The organism is Patescibacteria group bacterium (assembly GCA_028711655.1).
In the GTDB taxonomy this organism is placed as follows: domain Bacteria; phylum Patescibacteriota; class Patescibacteriia; order Patescibacteriales; family JAQTRU01; genus JAQTRU01.
On the sequence record JAQTRU010000019.1, the window covers coordinates 1 to 18,069 of the forward strand.

Consider the following 18,069-nt stretch of genomic DNA (forward strand, 5'->3'; position numbering starts at 1 on the left):
CACGAAGCCGATTTTTGTTTGTACCGCCACGGGGAATCGAACCCCGATTACCAGGATGAGAACCTGGCGTCCTAACCGTTAGACGATAGCGGCAAAATTAATTTTAGATTTAAGATTTCAGATTTTTGATTGACGATTTATTTTTTGGATTTTATTAAATGATAAAAGTATTTTTTACTCTAAAATTTGCCCGACAATATCTTTATATCCTCGCAGGAATTCTTCGGCTGTTATTTTTTTTCTCCCTTCAAGCTGGAGTTTTTTGGTAATTAAAGCATTTTGCCCGCATTGGACAGCCAGTTGGTTGTTATGCAAAAAGGTTTGTCCCGGTTTATATTTATTAATCTCCAAAATTTTCGGGTTAAAATTTTTTATATTTAATTTTTTGTTTTTAAATTTCGTCCAGGTTCCTGGCCAAGGATTAAGAGCTCTGGCCATTTTTTCAATTTCTTCCGCTTCTTTTTCCCAATTTATTTTTCCGTCTTCTTTTTTTAAAGTCGGAGCGTAACTGGCCATGGAATTATCCTGCGGTTCTGGTTTTATTTTTCCGTTTATATAATTTTTAATGGTAGCGGAGAGAATTTTTGCCCCCAGTTCTGCCAGTTTATCATGCAGGGTTTCGGCCGTTTCTTCCGGGTTTATTTTTATTTCAGTTTGCTTTAAAATCGGGCCGGTGTCAAGGCCTTTTTCTATCTTCATTACGGTCACTCCGGTTTTTTTATCACCGGCTAAAATCGGGGCCTGCACGCAAGCCGCGCCGCGCCAGCGAGGCAGGAGCGAACCGTGGACATTTATCCAGCCAAAGCGGGGAATATCCAAAATTTCCTGGGGGATTATTTGGCCATAAGCTATTAACACGGCCAAATCGGGTTTTGCCCCCTTAATTTTTTCTTTGATTTCAGCTATTTTATTCGGCTGCCAAACCGGAATATTATTTTTTTGCGCTTCAATTTTTATTGATGAAGGAGTAAGGATTTGTTTCCGCCCCACGGGCTTGTCCGGCTGGGTGATGGCAGCCAGTATTTTAAAATCCTTGTCGGACAGCAAAGCGCGAAATCCCGGGACAGCGAAGTCGGGCGTTCCGGCGAAGATGAGTTTTATGGGGTTACGGTTAGACATATTGGGAGATTATTGTTATATTATTTATACAGATATCTTTTTAAAATCCAAAATCCAAAGCTCAAATGTCAAATCAATTTCAAATGTCAAAATCTAAAGCCATTTTTGGTATTTGGATTTTGCCCGCCCCGCTTCGCTTGGCGAGGCCGGGGGATTTGATTTGTCATTAGGATTCTGACATTTGGATTTTTGTTCGGAATTAAAAATTAACAACTTATGCTTGATTTTATAAACTTTTTTTTATCTCTTAGCCATGACCTGGGCTATGGCGGGATAGTTTTGCTAATGGCGGTTGAGAGCTCGTTTATTCCTTTTCCGTCCGAGATTATTATCCCGCCGGCGGCTTATCTGGCTTCGCAGGGAGAGATGAATATTTATTTGGTAATTTTATTTGGAATTATCGGGAGCTTAATCGGCGCGATAATAAATTACGGCCTGGCTTATTATTTGGGCCGGGTTTTAATTTACAAAATCGCTGACCACAGAACCAGCCGGTTTTTTTTGGTTAATTCGGCAAAAATAAAAAAATCCGAAGATTTTTTTTCCCGTTACGGCAATATCTCTACTCTGATCGGGCGCTTAATTCCGGTCATAAGGCAATTGATATCTTTGCCGGCCGGCTTTGCCAAAATGAATTTTGGGAATTTTTGTTTTTATACGGCTTTTGGCTCCGGGGTTTGGGTAATTATTTTGGCTATTTTAGGGTACGCTTTTGGCTCCAATCAGGAAATGCTGGCTAGATATTATAAGGAAATTTCCTGGTTTTTTGTTATTTTAGGTTTGTTAGCAGCAATAATAATTTTTATAAAAAGAAGAAAGAACGGCGAACCTCCTAATTCTTAATTCCCGTATAGCGTCTAAATAGCTTTAACCTTTTTTATATCTTTGGCTTTGTCAATAAATAGAATTCCGTCCAAATGGTCGATTTCATGCTGGATAACAAAAGCCATCAGGCCTTGGGCCTGTATTTTTGTTTTATGCCCTTTTTTGTCAAAATAAACGCAGTTTATTTTTTTATGTCTTTTGACTTTGCCGTAAACGCCGGGAACGGAAAGGCAGCCTTCTTCGTTCCACTCTTTGGCCCAGGATTTTCCCATGATTTTCGGATTTATCATAATCTTTGGGCCGTCCTTGGTGCTGATGGCAATCAAGCGGATATTTTTTCCGACCTGGGGCGCGGCCAGCCCGACTCCGTCTTTTTCTTTCATGGTTTTTATCATATCTGCGCAGAAATTTTTCAGTTCATTCGGCTTTATTTTCTTTAAATCAATTTCCTCTGATTTTTCCCGCAAAAGCTGGCTGGGATTTTTTATGATTGGTAAAATTTTAGCCATAGTTGACTCAAATAAAAATTTATGCTTTAATTTTATATTAGCTCATTTTGATGAAGATGGCAATATTCCGTTAAATGAAATTTTTCGCGAAAGCGAGGGGGAAAAATGCGAGAGAAAATCATTACTCCGGAAGATGAAGCGGCAAGAATGGTCAGGGAGCATGTGGCGCCGAATATTCCGCAGGCCTTGGGAATGCTTGAAGAAATAAGCAGGCGGGCAAAGAATTTCGATTTGCTGATTCTCTATACTGATGCAAATGTCGTGCGTTACGTTTTTAACGCCGGGATTTTTGTTGACAAGCTTTTCAACGAGCAACCCTATATGGAAGACGTAAGGGCGGCATTTATTCCTTCGGGGATTCTCGGCTCGCAGGCTTTCAAGGATCAGCCCATCGTCTTTGGCCGGATTATTGAACTCGTTGCGAAAGACGGCGAATCAGCGCAATTAATCGCCATTATTGATAATTTCAGGTTTAATGGGCGGAAGAGCGTTCTTTTTTCCAATAAGTCAGCCCTGGAGATAAGGGAGAAGGGATCTAAGACTTTTGAGCAAATACATCCGGAGATGAAACTTTTTCGCTGGGAAGTTTCCCCGGAAGAAGACTTTATTTGCGCTATTTTTAAGGCTTGGAACGCCCATCCGGTCAGCCAAGAGTTTGCGCTGGTTTTATTCATGCCCAAGAATAAAACCGCGATGTTTCCTTAAAATTCGGAAAAATAACGGCTTTGGAAAATATTTTTATCCAAAGCCGTTTTTCATTGGCGGATTAAATTGCTATAATGAAAATATGCCAGAAGATAAAGGATTAGAAAAAATAGGGGACATTTTTAAATCCCGTAAACCAGCAAAAAAGCCACCGGCGTACGAGTGGCAAGACTTGGCTTTAAGAATAATAAAGGAATTGAGCATTCCGAATTTTAAGCGGAGCGCGGTTTTTAAAGTTTGCAAGGAAAATTCAAAATCCTATATTGAGAGATGTTTGAATGAAACCAAAGAACTTTGCCGCAGCGGAGCCAAATGGAAATATTTTTTTAAACTTATTAACCAAAAATAAATTCAGCGGTTAAATAACCCACGCCGAAAGGGCCTTCATAAGATAAAATCTGCGGTTCGTATTTTATTCCTTCTAAAATTCCTAAAAGGATGGCAATAGATTTAAGGCCGCATTCTCCGGCATCGGAAATCAATTTTTCGTTCATTTTGAGGATTTCCGATGTTTTTTTATTTTTTAAATATTCAATCAGTTTTTTATCAAATTTCGCCCCCTGGCGGGAATAGCCGGCCGGCGCGTCTTTGGTAAGCCGGTGCGACAAATCCCCGGAAGCGATGATTCCGATTCGGTTTTTGCTTCCCACCAGCTCTTTTTTTAGGAGTTGCCCGAACTGGAAATGGGCTTCCAAATTAAGGCCGCAGTAATAGATGGGGATGATTTTCGCCTGTCTTCTTTGGAAGTTGGCGTTCCTTAAATTTTTGGCCAAAAGGTAAAGGGGAACCCCGCTGCCATGGTCAAGATTTGGTTCGCTGATTAGCTGGAGAGGCGCTTTTGTTTCCAGGCTTTCCCGGATTTTATAAGCGAGTCCGATATCTCCGGGCAGTTTCATTTTTGTGACTAAATCCCCGAATTCTTCAAAACCTATGGTAAATTCCGGGCTTAAGTTCATAGTGAAAGAACTGGGCGAAATAAGCCCGTGGGGAGAAATGATAATTATCGTTTCCGCCTCGCGGACATAAAGATCTTCTTCCAGTTTTTTGTAAGCCTGGCTGGTGTTTTCAAGCTCGCTCAGATTTTCTTTGCCAATAGCCGGAATAAGGATGGGGGGATGGGGAGTGATGGCGGCGAAGACCAAAGACATATGTTTAAAAATAAAAAATTAAAAATAAAAGATAAAATAGGTATTAGTTAAAAGTTTTTAAAGTTATAAAGTCCATAAAGTTTTTAAAAACGCCGCAAGTTAAACTTTATAATTTTATAAACTTTTTAACTTTTTACTTTAATTATTAGCCGCTTCCGTTATCAACTCCCCTTCATTATAGAGATAGAGAACTCTATCCGAAACAGTTATAATATTTTTCCATTTATAACCCAGATCTTCAAAAACGGCTCCGGAAGCAATCGGACGTTTTTCTCCGTTGGAGATAAGGAAAACTCCCGGCGAGATGGGGGATTTGACCAGTTCGCCGTCGTCAAATAGAACCGGGCCGATTGTTTCGTAATTAGCCAGATCCGCTTCCGTCACCGGAATTATTTTCTTGTTTTTGAATTTGGTTTTTAAGAAAATAGCGTCCCAAATCGGCGCTTTTGCGCCTTCATAGACCCAATAAACTCCGCCGGTTTTTTTATCCTGCAGAAGCGCGCCGGTCGGGTAAGTGGAAGTGGCGGTGAGGGGCTTTCCTTCGATATAAGTATTTATATCCTCCCAGCCGGCATCCATGATTTCTCCCGGGTTATAGCCGAATTTACGGAAAGCTTCGGGAGAGGAAAATCCGTGCCGTTTATCGTCCACCAGCAAGAAAACTGTTCCGCGCGGAGAACGGATCAAAGAATAATTTTGGAATTTAATCGAGGCGCCGGTCGGATATTTATCCAAATCGGATTTATTGACGGTTATCACTTTATTCGGGTCAAACCTTGAAGTAAGGGCGGCTTTGGTTAAGAACGGCCGTTTTTTGCCGTTTTGAATCAGCCAGACGCCGGTTTCTCCTTCGGCCTGCAATAAGGCTCCGTCGTAATATTGCCGGGTAAAATACCGTTGCCAGATATTATAAAAATTATAGTTGCCGTTATAAACATGGGGGGTGTAGTTATAAAGGGCGGCCGTGGCCTTGTTATGCGGAGTAACAACCGTCGTGCCGGTTGCGGTCGTAGAATAGGGGTTGGTAAAAGTGTAGGTTTCTCCGGCCTTATAAGTGTAGAGATGCGGGTTCTCCATGTAATCGCGAAATTGGAGAGAAGCGCTGTTGACCTGCTTCCAAAAACCTTGCCAGCGCGGATTGCAGGAAGATCCGTCAGGGCAGCCATAGCCGGTCGCCCAGTCAAGCTGGCTTTGTTTCGGAGATTTATTTTCAATCAAGCTTTGTTCTTTTTGCAGGAGGACGATTAAAAATTTTGGGTTAACTTTGTTGGTTATCGCCCGGTCGTAAATGATTTCCGCGGCCGTCATAATTTTTCCGTCAGGATCGGCGCAGGAATAATTAGCCAAATACCCGCCCTTGGCCTTTAAAAATTCCTTGATTTCTTCAAAAGTCATAGCCGTATGATCAAGGACCTCTGAGTCGCTGATTATATAATTGGGGTTGAAATTGTCTTGGGCTAAAGCGGGCTTCGCCGTAAACAGTAAATAGTAAACAGTAAATAGTAAACAGATAATAGATAAGAGGGCAGTAGTTAGTTTAATTTTATTATTTACCATATAAACATTTAAACTCTAAATCCTAAATCCTAAATCCTAAACAAATCCAAATTACCAAAATCCAAAATTCCAAACAGCAGTTTAGAGAATTTGGTAATTTGAATTTAGGGTTTGTTTAGAATTTCGGATTTAGAGTTTAGGATTTTTACGGATATTCTTAATTCTATTATAGTATACGTTTGAATTTTAGACAAATTACAGCTATCCCGCTTAGCGGGACTACGAATTATGGCGTCCGAATTTTTATAAAAAAGAAAAAGCCCCGCTGTTGTAGCCGGGGCTTGTTTTTGTCGCTTCGACGTGTTTTACGCGAATATTTTTTTGAGGTCCTCTTGAAGGAACGGTTTTGCCAGGAAATAATCTGCTCCTCTTTCCATTGCTTCTTCCTCGTAGCCAGGGTCTCCGGACATGCTTACCAAAATAACGTCAGGGAATTTTTCTTTGGTGACTGTAAGGAGGTCCAGGCCGTTCATATTACCCGCGCCATCTTTATCAACGCTGGAGAACACGATATTCGGCTCTTCCGGCAGGTGGGAAATAAATTCCCAGGCTTCGTCAGACTTTTCGAAAGAGATGACCTCGGGGATATCATCTGTACTTACTGCCAGCTCTTCGGAAAGCTTAGAAAGCATTCTGGCAGTAATTTCTCTCACACTCTTCTCATCATCCACAATAATAATCATCGTATCCATTTTTCTTGCTCCTTCCCTAAGTATAAAGTGTTAGAAATGCAGCGCGTAATTGTGTAATTAAAAGGTCATTTATTCATTATACACTATTTATCTATTTTTGTCAATACCATCTGGTTTTAAACTTATAATCATTAAAAAAGACCCGTCTTCTAACATTGGACATAAGGTCTTTTTTTATTTTATTTTTATATTATTTAGTTATTTTATTTAACTTTCATCATCACCTTGTCCTTTATCCCCAAATCAATCAAAACTTTGTCTCCTTCCTTGACTTTGCCTTCAATAATTTCCAAAGCCAGCTCGTCTAAAATTATATTCTGGATGATGCGCTTCAGGGGCCGGGCGCCGAAAGTTATGTCATAGCCTTTTTGCGCGAGCATTTTTTTTACTTTTGAGCTTATTTTTAAGCCGATATCTTTGTTTTTTAGTCTTTTTTCCACCTTAATCAGTTCCAAATCAACGATTTTTTCCAAAACTTCCCGGCTTAAGCCTTTAAACAAGACGATTTCGTCAATTCGGTTCAGGAATTCCAGCTTGAAGTTTTCTTTCAATATTTTGTCAATTTTTTCTTTCATCTCATCTTCTCGGGTTTCTTGGGCTCTTTTTTCGTCTCCGCCATCGTTAAAGCCGATGGAATATTGTTTGATTACTTCATTGCCCAGATTGGAAGTCATGATTATGATGGTATTTTTGAAGTTGACAATCCGGCCCTTGGAATCGGTAAGGCGGCCATCGTCTAAAATTTGCAGGAGGATATTAAAAACTTCCGGATGGGCTTTTTCAATCTCATCAAAAAGAATCACGCTGTAAGGCCGGTGCCGGATTTTTTCCGTTAATTGTCCGCCTTCTTCATGGCCGATATAGCCGGGGGGGGAGCCGATGATTTTGGCCACGCTGTGTTTTTCCATAAATTCGCTCATATCAAGCCGTAACAGAGAATTTTCGTCATTAAACATAAACTTGGCCAAAGTTTTGGCCAGTTCTGTTTTGCCAACTCCGCTCGGTCCGACAAAGAGGAAAGAGCCGATCGGCTTTTTTTCTTCGCTGATGCCGGCCCGGGATCGGCGGATGGCGTTGGCTACGGATTTAATCGCCTGGTCCTGGCCGACCACGGATTTTTTCAATTCTTCTTCGGCCTTGCCCAGTTTTTTTATTTCGCTTTCCATCATTTTTGAAACCGGGATTCCTGTCCAGCGGGAAACGACTTTGGCGATATCTTCTTCATCAACCTCTTCTTTCAAAATATGCTGGCCCTTTTTTTGGATTCTTACCAGTTCCGTTTCCTGGTTCTTTACTTCTTTTTCCAGTTCCGGAATTAAGCTATAGCGGATTTCCGCCACTTGGGTCAAATCATCCCCCTTGCGTTCTATGATTTCGGCTTGGGCTTTTAATTCGTCAATTTTTCTTTTTGACTGCCTGATTTTGGAAATTATATCTTTTTCATTCCGCCAATGCAGCTCCAGCTGGTTGGCTTTTTCTTTTAATTGGGCCAGTTCTTTATTTATAGTTTTTAGCTTGCCTGATTCCGGGGCCCCTTCCCGGCCGGTTTTTAGTCCGGCTTTGGCGATTTCCAAGCGTTTTATTTCCCTTTTTAATCTGTCCAATTCCTCGGGCATAGAATCAATTTCCATGCGCAGAGAAGAGGCGGCTTCGTCCATTAAATCCACGGCTTTGTCCGGCAAAAACCGCTCCGTAATATAACGGGAAGAGAGTTTGGCCGCCGCGATTAAAGCGTCATCCGTGATGCGGACGCCATGGTGGACTTCGTATTTTTCCTTTATGCCGCGCAGAATAGAAATCGTATCTTCAACGCTTGGTTCAGCTACATAAATCGGCTGGAAACGGCGCTCTAAAGCCGCGTCTTTTTCAATATATTTTTGGTATTCTTTGGTGGTGGTGGCGCCAATCGTGCGCAGGTCCCCCCGGGCCAAGGCCGGCTTTAGCATATTGGAAGCGTCCATGGCCCCTTCGGAAGCGCCGGTGCCGACAAGAGTATGGAGTTCATCAATAAAGAGGATAATTTTTCCGCCCTGGGATTTTATTTCTTTGAGCACTGCTTTTAAGCGGTCTTCAAATTCGCCCCGGAATTTTGAGCCGGCCACCAAAGAGCCGAGATCCAAGCTGACGATTTCCTTGTTTTTTAAATTATCCGGCACGTCGCCCGAAATAATCCTTTGCGCCAGCCCTTCCACAATCGCGGTTTTTCCGGTGCCGGCTTCGCCGATTAAAACCGGGTTATTTTTTGTCCGGCGCAGTAACACCTGCATGATCCGCCGTATTTCTTCATCCCGACCAATTACCGGGTCTAATTTTTCCTGGCGGGCCAGGTCAGTCAGATTAACCGTGTATTTCTCCAAAACTCTATATTTTGATTCCGGTTCCGGGTCAGTAATGATTTGCGAGCCGCGCAGCTGGGATAGGATTTTTAAAACCTCGGCGTACTCAACCCCGAAATGGATTAAAATTTCCTGGGCTTTTGATTTGATGCCAACCAAGGACAATAGTATATGTTCGGTAGAAACATATTCGTCTTTCATTTTATCCGCTTCTTTTTTCGCTCTCTCCAAAAGCATAGCTACCTCGCCCGTGCCCTGGACCATGCCAATATTGCCGGAAGGGGAGACTCTTATTTTTGGAAGATTTTCGATTTCTTCCAAAGTTTTCTTTTCTATCGCGTCGGGATCAATTTTTATTTTTTCAAAAACCGGACGAACCAGGCTTTCCGACTGATCCAAAAGGGAAGCGAGAACATGCAGAGCTTCAATATGCTGCTGGCCATTATCCTGGGCGATAATTTGCGCGTTAATAATGGCTTCTTGCGATTTATTCGTAAATTTGTTAAACATAGTAAAATTAATAATGAATAATGAAAAATCAATAATTAATGAATAATTATTTTAGCACTCTCTAGCCCGGAGTGCTAAATTTAATATAATACAGGTAGAAATTTGTGTCAACCCCATTAGAAACTCGTGCAAGGTATTAAACTAAATGGTCTGAATTACCCGCATTATGGCTGTAAATCAAATAAAGCCTGGGTATGTTTCTAACGGGGTAAAGAGATTATGTCTAAATTCTCCCCGCACTTTGCGCATTGGCCTTTTTTATCCAATCTTTCAATTTGGTAGCCAATTCTTTTTATAGCCAGTTGCCCGCATTTCGGGCAATAAGTATTTTCCTTTTCATCACTTGGCATATTGCCGGTATAAATATATTTTAAGCCGGCTTTTTTGCCTATTTCATAGGCCTGATAAATAATTTCATCCTCGGTTTCCGGCAAATTTTTTAATTTCCAGGAAATTCGTGGGGAAAATTTACTGATATGCCAGGGGGTTTCCGGAGTTAGGTCGCGAACTATAAACTCCGCTATTTTTTTAAGCATCCCCGGGTTATCGCTTAAAGAGGGGATAATAAGAGTGGTAATTTCGGTATGGATTTTTTCTTTTTTAAGTATTTTTAAATTATCTAAAACCGGCTTGAGCTTACCTCCGCAGTTTTTTAAATAAAAATTTTCTTCCCTTGATTTTAAATCAATGTTAACAGCATCAAGGTAGGGGAGGATAGCTTTTAAACAATCCGGGGATATATAGCCATTAGATACCCAGACATTTTTTAATTTATTTTTTCTCGCCAGTTTCATAATATCCAAAACGTATTCAGCCCAGATAGTCGGTTCATTATAGGTATAGGCGACAGAAGAGCAGCCGCTAGCCAAAGCGTTCTTAACTATTTTCTCCGGTGGAATGAAATCTAAGTATTTTATTTTTTCCTCAATCTTTTCTGCTTGGCTAATATCCCAGTTTTGGCAATTGGCGCAGCGGAAATTACAGCCTAGAACGCCAAGAGAGTAGGCGAGCGAGCCGGGCAGAAAATGGAATAAAGGTTTTTTTTCAATCGGGTCAATATTTAAAGCTATCGGGTAGCCATAAACTAAGGAATATAATTTTCCTTTTTCGTTTTTGCGCGCCCGGCAGATTCCGGTCTGGCCTTCACCAATGATGCAGAAATGATGGCAAAGCCGGCATTGGACTTTATTAGTATTTAATTTTTTATAGAATTTGGCTTGTTCCATGTATCTAATTTACCATAAAACACTACTATAAACAATATTTTTAAAAATAAAAATCCCCCTCTTCGTTAGCTTGAAGAGGGGGGGGGGCGTTGGACTAACTATTGTTTGTAAATTTTTATGATATTGCGGTACTTCGAAAGAATTGGTATACGCCAACCAGCGACTTTGACTTTATAGCTGGAATTTTCCTTGAGGTTGTTATATCGATCGGAAGCGTTGAAGGTGAAAAAGATCCACGAATCACCAACTTTGAACACTTCATTCTCTGTAAATACGAGATAATAGGAATCATCTCCTTTGACGATGCGCTCTTTATTATCCACCATTATATAGATATCCTTGGCGGATAAGCGATATGCGACGGGGAATAATAATGTCGCTACGAGCGCAATTACGATCAGAATAACAGTAAATTTTCCCACTGCGACCCTCCTTTTGATGGTTTTGGCGATTTTTTTAAAACGTATTTTTGTTTATTGTAATGTTATATATTAGCATGTTATATAAATTATGTCAAGTGTTTGCTATAAAATATTATATCAAGTATAATAAAAATATGATAGGAAATGACCGAAAAAGGCTTTTTATGGCCCTAAATTTGCCTTTTGAAATTAAAGAAAAATTAGGGGTTTATCTGGAGGATTTGGCTGGGCAAAACCGGGGTATAAAGTGGGTTAATCCCGAGGGTTTGCATTTAACTCTGCATTTTTTAGGTTATTTAGACGAGGGTAAAACAGAAGAAGTAAAAAATATGATGAGCGGGCTCGAAGGCAAGTTCGGAGAAATGAAATTTTGCCTAAAGCGGCTTGATGCTTTCCCGAATTTAAACCGGCCAAGAATTATTTTTTTAGAAGCCGAGCAGGCCGGAGACCAAACCGTCTTTGATTTGCAGGAGCTATTGGGGCTGGGATTGATTAAATTGAAAATAGATATTGACGACCGGCCTTGGCGCTCGCATCTGACCTTAGGCAGGGTAAAAGTGTCTAATCAGGATTTAAAATTGCCGCAGGATTTAAAAATATTACCGCTTGATTTTTCCGTTTCCAGTTTTGAATTAATGGAATCGGAATTGACACCCGCCGGGGCGAAATATGAAGAAGTGGCAAGTTTTAAGCTATAATCTCCCATGAATTACGAATTTTATGAGTTAGCGGATTATGAGTAAATTTAGAAATCCCGGTAAATGGAAACACAAAAACACAAAAGCACAGAAAACACTTATGTTTTAGTGTTTTAAGGCCGAAGGCCGTGTGTTTTAGTGTTTTACAGGGCGAGAATGGTTTATATGGAGTTCGTAAATTTATGCAATCTATGATAAACATATTGGGAACTAATATATCAACCTTAAGTAAAAAGGAAGTTCTAGAAAAAATAGAGCAATTTTTAAAAGACGGGAGGAGGCATTATCTGGTTACCCCTAATCCGGAAATAATTTTGGCAGCGCGCCGCGATGAAGAACTTTTTTATATTTTAAACAAAGCTGATTTGGCCATTCCGGACGGAGCCGGTTTAAAGTTTGCCGCTTGGGCCATAGGAAAGGATTTGAGAAGAGTAACAGGAGCGGATTTGGTGGGAGAAATATTAAAAGATTTAAGATTTAAGAATTATGATTTAAGAATTGCGGTTGCAAATTGGAGGGGTGGATTATCAAAAAAAGAGGATATTGAGAAAGTTTTGCGAGAATTTAAGGCAAAAGATTTTTTCGTTAAGGACATTTCAAGAGATTTAGAACAAGATTTGAGCGATTTAGCCCTGTTTAAGCCGGATATATTGTTTTGCGCTTTTGGCGCGCCTTATCAGGAAAAATTTATTTACAATAATTTGAAAAATCTGCCTTCGCTTAAAATAGCGATTGGCGTGGGCGGAGCATTTGACTTTTTAACCGGAAAAATAAAAAGAGCGCCGAAAATTTTAAGATGGCTGTGTTTAGAATGGCTATGGCGCTTGATAAAGCAGCCGCGCCGCCTAAAAAGAATTTATCAGGCCGTAATAGTTTTTCCTTGGGAATTTATAAAATGGCGGTTTGTAAATCCTTTTTTCTATCGGCCGAACGTTGTCTGCCTGCTTTGCAAGAAAGACAGCGTCCAGTATCAAATATTATTACTGGAAAGAATGAACCAGGCCGGTCATTGGCAGTTGCCTCAAGGCGGGACAGAAGGCGAAGATTTAATTACGGCCGGCAGCCGCGAGCTTAAGGAAGAAATCGGTACGGATAAATTTAAGCCAGTGGCCAGCTTTAAAAATTTGTGGAAATATAAATTTGGCAAAATTTTGAGTAAATTCAATGTGGAAGCCAAAATAATCTGGGGCTACAAAGGCCAAAAGCAGGGTTTATTTATTGCGGAATTTTTGGGAGAGGATAAGGATATTAAAATAAATTTTTGGGAATATAGAAACTGGAAATGGGTTGGGGCTGATAATCTGATAAAAGAAGTCTATCCGGATCGCAGGGAAGCGACCAGAATATTTTTAGAGAAGTTTAAGAGTCTACGAATTACGAATTAATACGAATTTACGAATAGAGTGAAAACATTTTAATGAGAATTCGTATATTCGTAAAGTATTTGTAATTCGTAGGGGATTTTATGAAATTTAAGATTAAAAAATTTATTTATTTGGTTAATGACGTTACCAATATCATCCTAAAGAAGAGCCGGGTAGAAGCGGAAGAAGATGCCAAAAAGTTGCGGATAGTTTTAATTATTGTTAGTATTATTTTAGTTTTATCAATAGTTTTAAATATCTATTTATATGTCTAAAGTGCGAGTGCGTTTCGCGCCCAGCCCTACCGGGTTTCTTCATATTGGCAGTTTGCGCACGGTTTTATTTAATTATTTAATTGCCAAAAAAGAAAATGGCCAGCTGATTTTGCGCATAGAAGATACTGACCAGAAAAGGGAAGTGGCCGGCGCGGTTGAGGGATTATATGAAATCCTAGAATGGCTGGGTATTAAATTTGATGAAGGTCCGGGATTAATACGCGCCGCTACGAATGGCGCACATCCGAATTTGAAAAATGATGTTGGAAAATTCGGGCCGTATATCCAAGCGCAAAGATTGGAAATTTATAAAAAATACGCGGCTGAACTTTTGAAGAGAGGCGAGGCTTATTATTGTTTTTGCTCTGCGGATAGGTTAGAGAAAATGCGAGCTGATCAGCAAGCCAAAAAAGAACCTCCGCATTATGACCGGATTTGCCGAGATTTGCCGGAAGAAGAAGTAAAAACGCGGCTGGGAACGGGTGAGAAGGCGGTTTTAAGGCAAAAAATGCCCTCTTCCGGCGTGGTTGAGGTAAAAGACGAGTTAAGGGGCGAAATTGAGTTTAAAGCCCAAGATTTAGAAGACCATATCCTTATCAAGTCAGACGGTATGCCCACTTATCAATTCGCTTCCGTAGTTGATGACCATCTGATGAAAATTTCCCATGTTCTTCGCGGGGAAGAGTGGATTCCGTCTTTGCCTAAAAATATTTTGCTTTACAAGGCTTTTGGCTGGACTCTGCCGAAATTTATCCATCTGCCTTTGACTTTAAACAAAGAAGGCGGAAAATTAAGCAAGCGCCAGGGAGATGTGGCGGTTGAGGATTACCGCGCCAAAGGTTATTTGCCGGAGGCTTTACTTAACTTTTCCGTTTTACTGGGCTGGTCCCCCTACGCTAAAGCTTCGGGGGATAAATCTCCCTATGCGGAAAATTTGGCGGGAAAATCCCAAAGTGAAATATTAAGCCTGGAAGAAATGATAAAAAAATTTGAAATTAAGGATTTGCGAACCAGCGGCGCGGTTTTTGACATTGACAAATTAGATTATTTTAACGGCTATTATATTAGGCAGAAGTCTTTGGATGAGTTGACGGAGTTATGTTTGCCGTACTTGCGAGAAAGTCTTACAAAAACACAAAAACACAAAAACACAACAGGTTACATTAAAAAGGTTATTGCTTTGGAGCAGGAAAGATTAAAGAAATTGTCTGATATTGTTGAAGCGACGGAGTTTTTCTTTGTGGATGAGTTAAAATATGAGCCGGAGTTGCTAGTCTGGAAAAAATTAACCCTAGAAGAGGTCAAGAAAAATTTGGGAGAAGTTTATGAGCAGTTAGAAAAAATTTCGGAAAATAGTTGGACTAATAATTCAATTGAAGACGCTTTGATAAGCTATATAAAATCTCGGGAGGCGAAAGTGGGGGATTATCTCTGGCCCATGCGGGTAGCTTTAACCGGGAGGCAAGCGAGCCCTGGCCCGTTTGACGTGGCGGAAGTTTTAGATAAAATTGAAACTTTAAAAAGAATAAAATTTGCTATAAATTTAATTTGAAAAAAGGGGGAGACTTTAAAATGTGGAGAAAAACCATAAGCGCTTCGCCATTTGCTCTTTTTTTAATTATAGCTATTTTCTTTAAGGTGGAGGGCATCTTTTTGATTGTCGGTTCCTGTATCGCTGTTTTTGCAGCAATCGTAATTGGCGTTTGGGAGGGGCCGATAGAAAGGCGAAATCATGCGTTAGAAAAAAAGGCGTTGAGTTAATTTTCCTGTACCCATAAGGAGTAAATCCCGGCTTTGCTAAGGAACAAAACAGAGATTGTTTTTAAAATCTCTGTTTTTTTATTTAATGTAAGCTAAAAATTATGTTTATCTATTGACATAAATCAAATAATATGCTATTATTATATAACAGTACATTTTATTTTTTTCTCGGAGTTGAACACAAGGATTAACGCATTTACCCATCAGAAAAAGGGGGACAATCCATGTCTCGTTATTGGGCGCTCGTTATTCTCGTTGTCGTCGCTTTCGTCGTCGGTTGCTCTACGGCTGGTAAGATGTCCGCGCCTGCTTCGGATGTTCCGAGTTGGGCGAGCGGCGAACAGACATATATTTCCGACGGCTATGTGTATGTCGTCGGAATGAGCGAGCCCATGGCGAACGTTTCTTTGGCCAGAAGAGTGGCCGAAGAAAACGGCAGGAGCCGGCTCTTGCTGTTCTTCAAAAATAAACCCCTGATTGACGGTCAGAGGTACACAGAGACTGATATGAGTTTGGTTGACGTGCCCAAACTTGTGTACAGTATAGGAAACAAACGGGCCTATTCATTGGTCCGTTGTAAACTTCCGGCGAAGTGAATTTCAGCTTCTCCCACTAAAGAATAAACCTCTTTCCAGGAGAAAGTCATGCGTTCATTCGTAATTTTCATCTTCGCCATCGTCCTCGCCGCCTTCGCCTTCGGTTGCGGCGGAAAACCGCAGTTCCGCTCTAACGTCCATTCTGGAGATGTTCCGGAGTGGGTAGTGCCGGCGGCTTTTAATCCGGCATTCAAGAAAGATGGGAAAATTATCGCTGTAGGACTCGCCGCCGGTCGGATGTTCGACAGAATGGGTCAGGCGGAGGAAGCTGTGCAGATTGCAGTTTCCAAGATTAAGAAACATTATGGGCAGGAAACCAAGGCCATAGTGACCAACATGTTCGTTGATCAATATGGGAATATCTTCGCCATTGCGACCAAGCAATAGAGCTCGAAATTCGGGCTTTTACAGGGGTTCTCAGTTTGAACCCCTTTTTTATTTTTCTAAAAAATTATGCTATAATGAGAATTATGAAAAAGGTAATGAAATTGTTTATTCCTGTTTTTGTTTTAGGAATTTTTTTGAGTTCCTCTGTTTCCGTGCGCGGCCAAAGCGATGATTTTGTTAATGACGAGGTAAGGGAAATAAACAGCCAAATTCAGGCGAAAAAGAAAGAGATGGAGAAAATCCAGGAGCAGCAGGAAGTTTACTCAAAAGCCATAAAGCAGAAACAGAAAGAGCAGGCCAGCTTAAATAACCAACTATCTATTTTAGACAACCGGCTGGCTAAGGCCGAATTGGATATAGAGAGCACGGAAATAGAAATAGCCCGGATTGATTTGGAAATGGAAAAAGTCAATCGGGAAATAGCCAACAAAGAAAAAGAGATAAACAAAGAAAGGGATAATTTAGGCAGGGTCCTAAACCTTATTTATAAGCAAAATCGGGTAACGACTTTGGAAATAATGCTTCTGAACGATTCTTTGGCCGATTTTATGAGCCAGCTTAAATACCTTGAAGATGTTAACGAAGGAATAGGGGAAAGCCTTGGTACTTTAAAAAGATATAAGGGCGAGCTGGAAAAAAGCAAATTGGTTTTGAGCGAGAAAAACAATGAGCTCGGCGGTCTGAAAAAAGAATTGGAAAATAACAAAGGCGTTTTGGAAAGCGAAAGCGGCAATAAAGAATTTATTTTGGCCCAGGTAAAAAATTCGGAAAAAGAATATCAAAGGTTATTGGCCCAGTTAAAGCAGGAGCAAGAAGCGGCGGCGGCGGATATTGTAAGCCTGGAAAAATCAGTCCGGGCAAAAATCGCCCAGATGTCGGGCCAAGAGCTGCAATTTAATGACAACGGCCTGGTTTGGCCGGTTCCGAAAAATGTCATTACTTCTTCTTTTCATGACCCGGATTATCCTTTCCGCTATATTTTTGAGCATCCGGCGGTTGATATCAGGGCAGCCCAGGGGACAACCATAAAAGCTGCGGCTTCCGGATATGTCGCCCGGGCAAAAAATGCCGGTTTGGGCTATAGTTATATTATGATTATTCATGGCGACGGCCTATCCACTGTTTACGGCCATGTTTCCGCGATTTATGTAGCGGAAGACGAATATGTTGTCCAAGGCCAGGCCATAGGCCGCTCCGGGGGAATGCCCGGCACGCCCGGCGCCGGCAGCTTAACTACGGGGCCCCATCTTCATTTTGAAGTCCGCTTAAACGGCATTCCGGTTAACCCTTTGGAATATTTGCCGTAAACAAAGGAATTTAATTAATTTTTTGCAAATGGCTAAAAAGTTTAAAAACGAAAATGGCTTTACTTTAATTGAATTATTGGTGGTTATTTCCATTATTGGATTTTTAGCCACCGCCGTGTTAGTAGCGTTTAGCTCCGCCAGACTAAAAGCGCGGGACGCCCGGAGAAGAGCGGATTTGGTGCAAATCCAAAAAGCGCTGGAACTTTATTATGATAACAAGCAAACTTATCCGTCGGAAGATTACTGCGATTCAAGCCGGGGCTCATGCGCCACTCCTTGTCCGTGCGACGGATCAGATTGGAGTTATACGGGCGTGTTTATCGCAAAAGTTTTAAGGGATGAAAACATCATAATGAATTTGCCGATAGACCCCCTGAATGACAGCGTTTACAATTACCAGTACGAGCCTGACTGCAACCAAGGAGTTTGCGCGCCTTCCGGAGGGTGTTGCTATTACCAATTGTCGGCTCGTTTAGAAGGCGGGGGCAGTTTCATTTTGAAGGGCGGAAGATTTTAAGAATTTAAAAAGATGGAATTTAAATTTGGCAAACGTTTAAAGAAAGAGTCCGGCTTCACTTTGATTGAATTATTGGTGGTTATTTCCATTATTGGATTTTTAACCTCCGCCGTGT

The 18,069-nt window shown here is 40.9% G+C and carries 18 protein-coding genes and 1 tRNA gene; 11 read left to right on the forward strand and 8 right to left on the reverse strand.

Going from position 1 to position 18,069, the window contains the following annotated elements:
* Nucleotides 1-21: 21 nt before the first annotated feature.
* Both PHQ42_03025 and fmt read right to left on the reverse strand, forming a co-directional pair.
* A tRNA-Glu gene (locus PHQ42_03025) sits at nt 22-93 on the reverse strand.
* 81 nt (nt 94-174) lie between these two features.
* Nucleotides 175-1,119 carry a methionyl-tRNA formyltransferase gene (fmt, locus tag PHQ42_03030; protein ID MDD5071682.1) on the reverse strand — a complete coding sequence of 315 codons (945 nt, stop codon included), beginning with the start codon at nt 1,117-1,119 and terminating at the stop codon, nt 175-177.
* 216 nt (nt 1,120-1,335) lie between these two features.
* On the opposite strand from fmt, the gene PHQ42_03035 reads away from it, so the two are divergent.
* The gene (locus PHQ42_03035) at nt 1,336-1,962 is read left to right on the forward strand and encodes a DedA family protein (GenBank protein ID MDD5071683.1); all 627 of its coding nucleotides are present in this window, start codon (nt 1,336-1,338) and stop codon (nt 1,960-1,962) included.
* Nucleotides 1,963-1,976: 14 nt separating this feature from the next.
* On the opposite strand, the gene def is transcribed toward PHQ42_03035, so the two are convergent.
* On the reverse strand, nt 1,977-2,453 hold the full coding sequence (def, locus tag PHQ42_03040) for a peptide deformylase (protein ID MDD5071684.1): 477 nt from the start codon (nt 2,451-2,453) through the stop codon (nt 1,977-1,979).
* A gap of 105 nt (nt 2,454-2,558) precedes the next feature.
* On the opposite strand from def, the gene PHQ42_03045 reads away from it, so the two are divergent.
* Both PHQ42_03045 and PHQ42_03050 read left to right on the forward strand, forming a co-directional pair.
* Complete coding sequence (locus PHQ42_03045) at nt 2,559-3,158, forward strand: hypothetical protein (GenBank protein ID MDD5071685.1); 600 nt, start codon at nt 2,559-2,561, stop codon at nt 3,156-3,158.
* An 82-nt stretch (nt 3,159-3,240) separates the two neighbouring features.
* Nucleotides 3,241-3,507, forward strand: a complete 267-nt coding sequence (locus PHQ42_03050) for a hypothetical protein (GenBank protein ID MDD5071686.1) — start codon at nt 3,241-3,243, stop codon at nt 3,505-3,507.
* Here the strand turns inward: PHQ42_03050 and PHQ42_03055 are convergent.
* The 5 genes from PHQ42_03055 to amrS all read right to left on the reverse strand — a co-directional run bounded on the left by PHQ42_03055 (nt 3,494) and on the right by amrS (nt 10,627).
* Nucleotides 3,494-4,306, reverse strand: a complete 813-nt coding sequence (locus PHQ42_03055; protein ID MDD5071687.1) for a class III extradiol dioxygenase subunit B-like domain-containing protein — start codon at nt 4,304-4,306, stop codon at nt 3,494-3,496. The genes PHQ42_03050 and PHQ42_03055 overlap by 14 nt on opposite strands.
* A gap of 138 nt (nt 4,307-4,444) precedes the next feature.
* The gene (locus tag PHQ42_03060) at nt 4,445-5,701 is read right to left on the reverse strand and encodes a hypothetical protein (protein ID MDD5071688.1); all 1,257 of its coding nucleotides are present in this window, start codon (nt 5,699-5,701) and stop codon (nt 4,445-4,447) included.
* A 467-nt stretch (nt 5,702-6,168) separates the two neighbouring features.
* A complete protein-coding gene (locus tag PHQ42_03065; protein ID MDD5071689.1) occupies nt 6,169-6,555 on the reverse strand; it encodes a response regulator in 387 nt (128 codons plus the stop codon).
* A gap of 203 nt (nt 6,556-6,758) precedes the next feature.
* On the reverse strand, nt 6,759-9,401 hold the full coding sequence (locus tag PHQ42_03070; protein MDD5071690.1) for an AAA family ATPase: 2,643 nt from the start codon (nt 9,399-9,401) through the stop codon (nt 6,759-6,761).
* 200 nt (nt 9,402-9,601) lie between these two features.
* Nucleotides 9,602-10,627 carry an AmmeMemoRadiSam system radical SAM enzyme gene (amrS, locus tag PHQ42_03075; protein MDD5071691.1) on the reverse strand — a complete coding sequence of 342 codons (1,026 nt, stop codon included), beginning with the start codon at nt 10,625-10,627 and terminating at the stop codon, nt 9,602-9,604.
* A 556-nt stretch (nt 10,628-11,183) separates the two neighbouring features.
* Here amrS and thpR point away from each other — a divergent pair.
* The 8 genes from thpR (at nt 11,184) to PHQ42_03115 (ending at nt 17,954) form a co-directional block, all read left to right on the forward strand.
* Complete coding sequence (gene thpR, locus PHQ42_03080; GenBank protein ID MDD5071692.1) at nt 11,184-11,747, forward strand: RNA 2',3'-cyclic phosphodiesterase; 564 nt, start codon at nt 11,184-11,186, stop codon at nt 11,745-11,747.
* Between the two features lie 191 nt (nt 11,748-11,938).
* Nucleotides 11,939-13,132, forward strand: a complete 1,194-nt coding sequence (locus PHQ42_03085) for a WecB/TagA/CpsF family glycosyltransferase (protein MDD5071693.1) — start codon at nt 11,939-11,941, stop codon at nt 13,130-13,132.
* Nucleotides 13,133-13,212: 80 nt separating this feature from the next.
* A complete protein-coding gene (locus PHQ42_03090) occupies nt 13,213-13,386 on the forward strand; it encodes a hypothetical protein (GenBank protein MDD5071694.1) in 174 nt (57 codons plus the stop codon).
* Nucleotides 13,379-14,938 carry a glutamate--tRNA ligase gene (gltX, locus tag PHQ42_03095; GenBank protein ID MDD5071695.1) on the forward strand — a complete coding sequence of 520 codons (1,560 nt, stop codon included), beginning with the start codon at nt 13,379-13,381 and terminating at the stop codon, nt 14,936-14,938. Before PHQ42_03090 ends, gltX begins: the two co-directional genes overlap by 8 nt.
* A 433-nt stretch (nt 14,939-15,371) precedes the next feature.
* Complete coding sequence (locus PHQ42_03100) at nt 15,372-15,743, forward strand: hypothetical protein (protein ID MDD5071696.1); 372 nt, start codon at nt 15,372-15,374, stop codon at nt 15,741-15,743.
* A gap of 48 nt (nt 15,744-15,791) precedes the next feature.
* The gene (locus tag PHQ42_03105; GenBank protein MDD5071697.1) at nt 15,792-16,130 is read left to right on the forward strand and encodes a hypothetical protein; all 339 of its coding nucleotides are present in this window, start codon (nt 15,792-15,794) and stop codon (nt 16,128-16,130) included.
* 83 nt (nt 16,131-16,213) lie between these two features.
* A complete protein-coding gene (locus tag PHQ42_03110) occupies nt 16,214-17,437 on the forward strand; it encodes a peptidoglycan DD-metalloendopeptidase family protein (GenBank protein MDD5071698.1) in 1,224 nt (407 codons plus the stop codon).
* A gap of 28 nt (nt 17,438-17,465) precedes the next feature.
* Nucleotides 17,466-17,954, forward strand: a complete 489-nt coding sequence (locus tag PHQ42_03115; GenBank protein ID MDD5071699.1) for a type II secretion system protein — start codon at nt 17,466-17,468, stop codon at nt 17,952-17,954.
* Nucleotides 17,955-18,069: the final 115 nt, after the last annotated feature.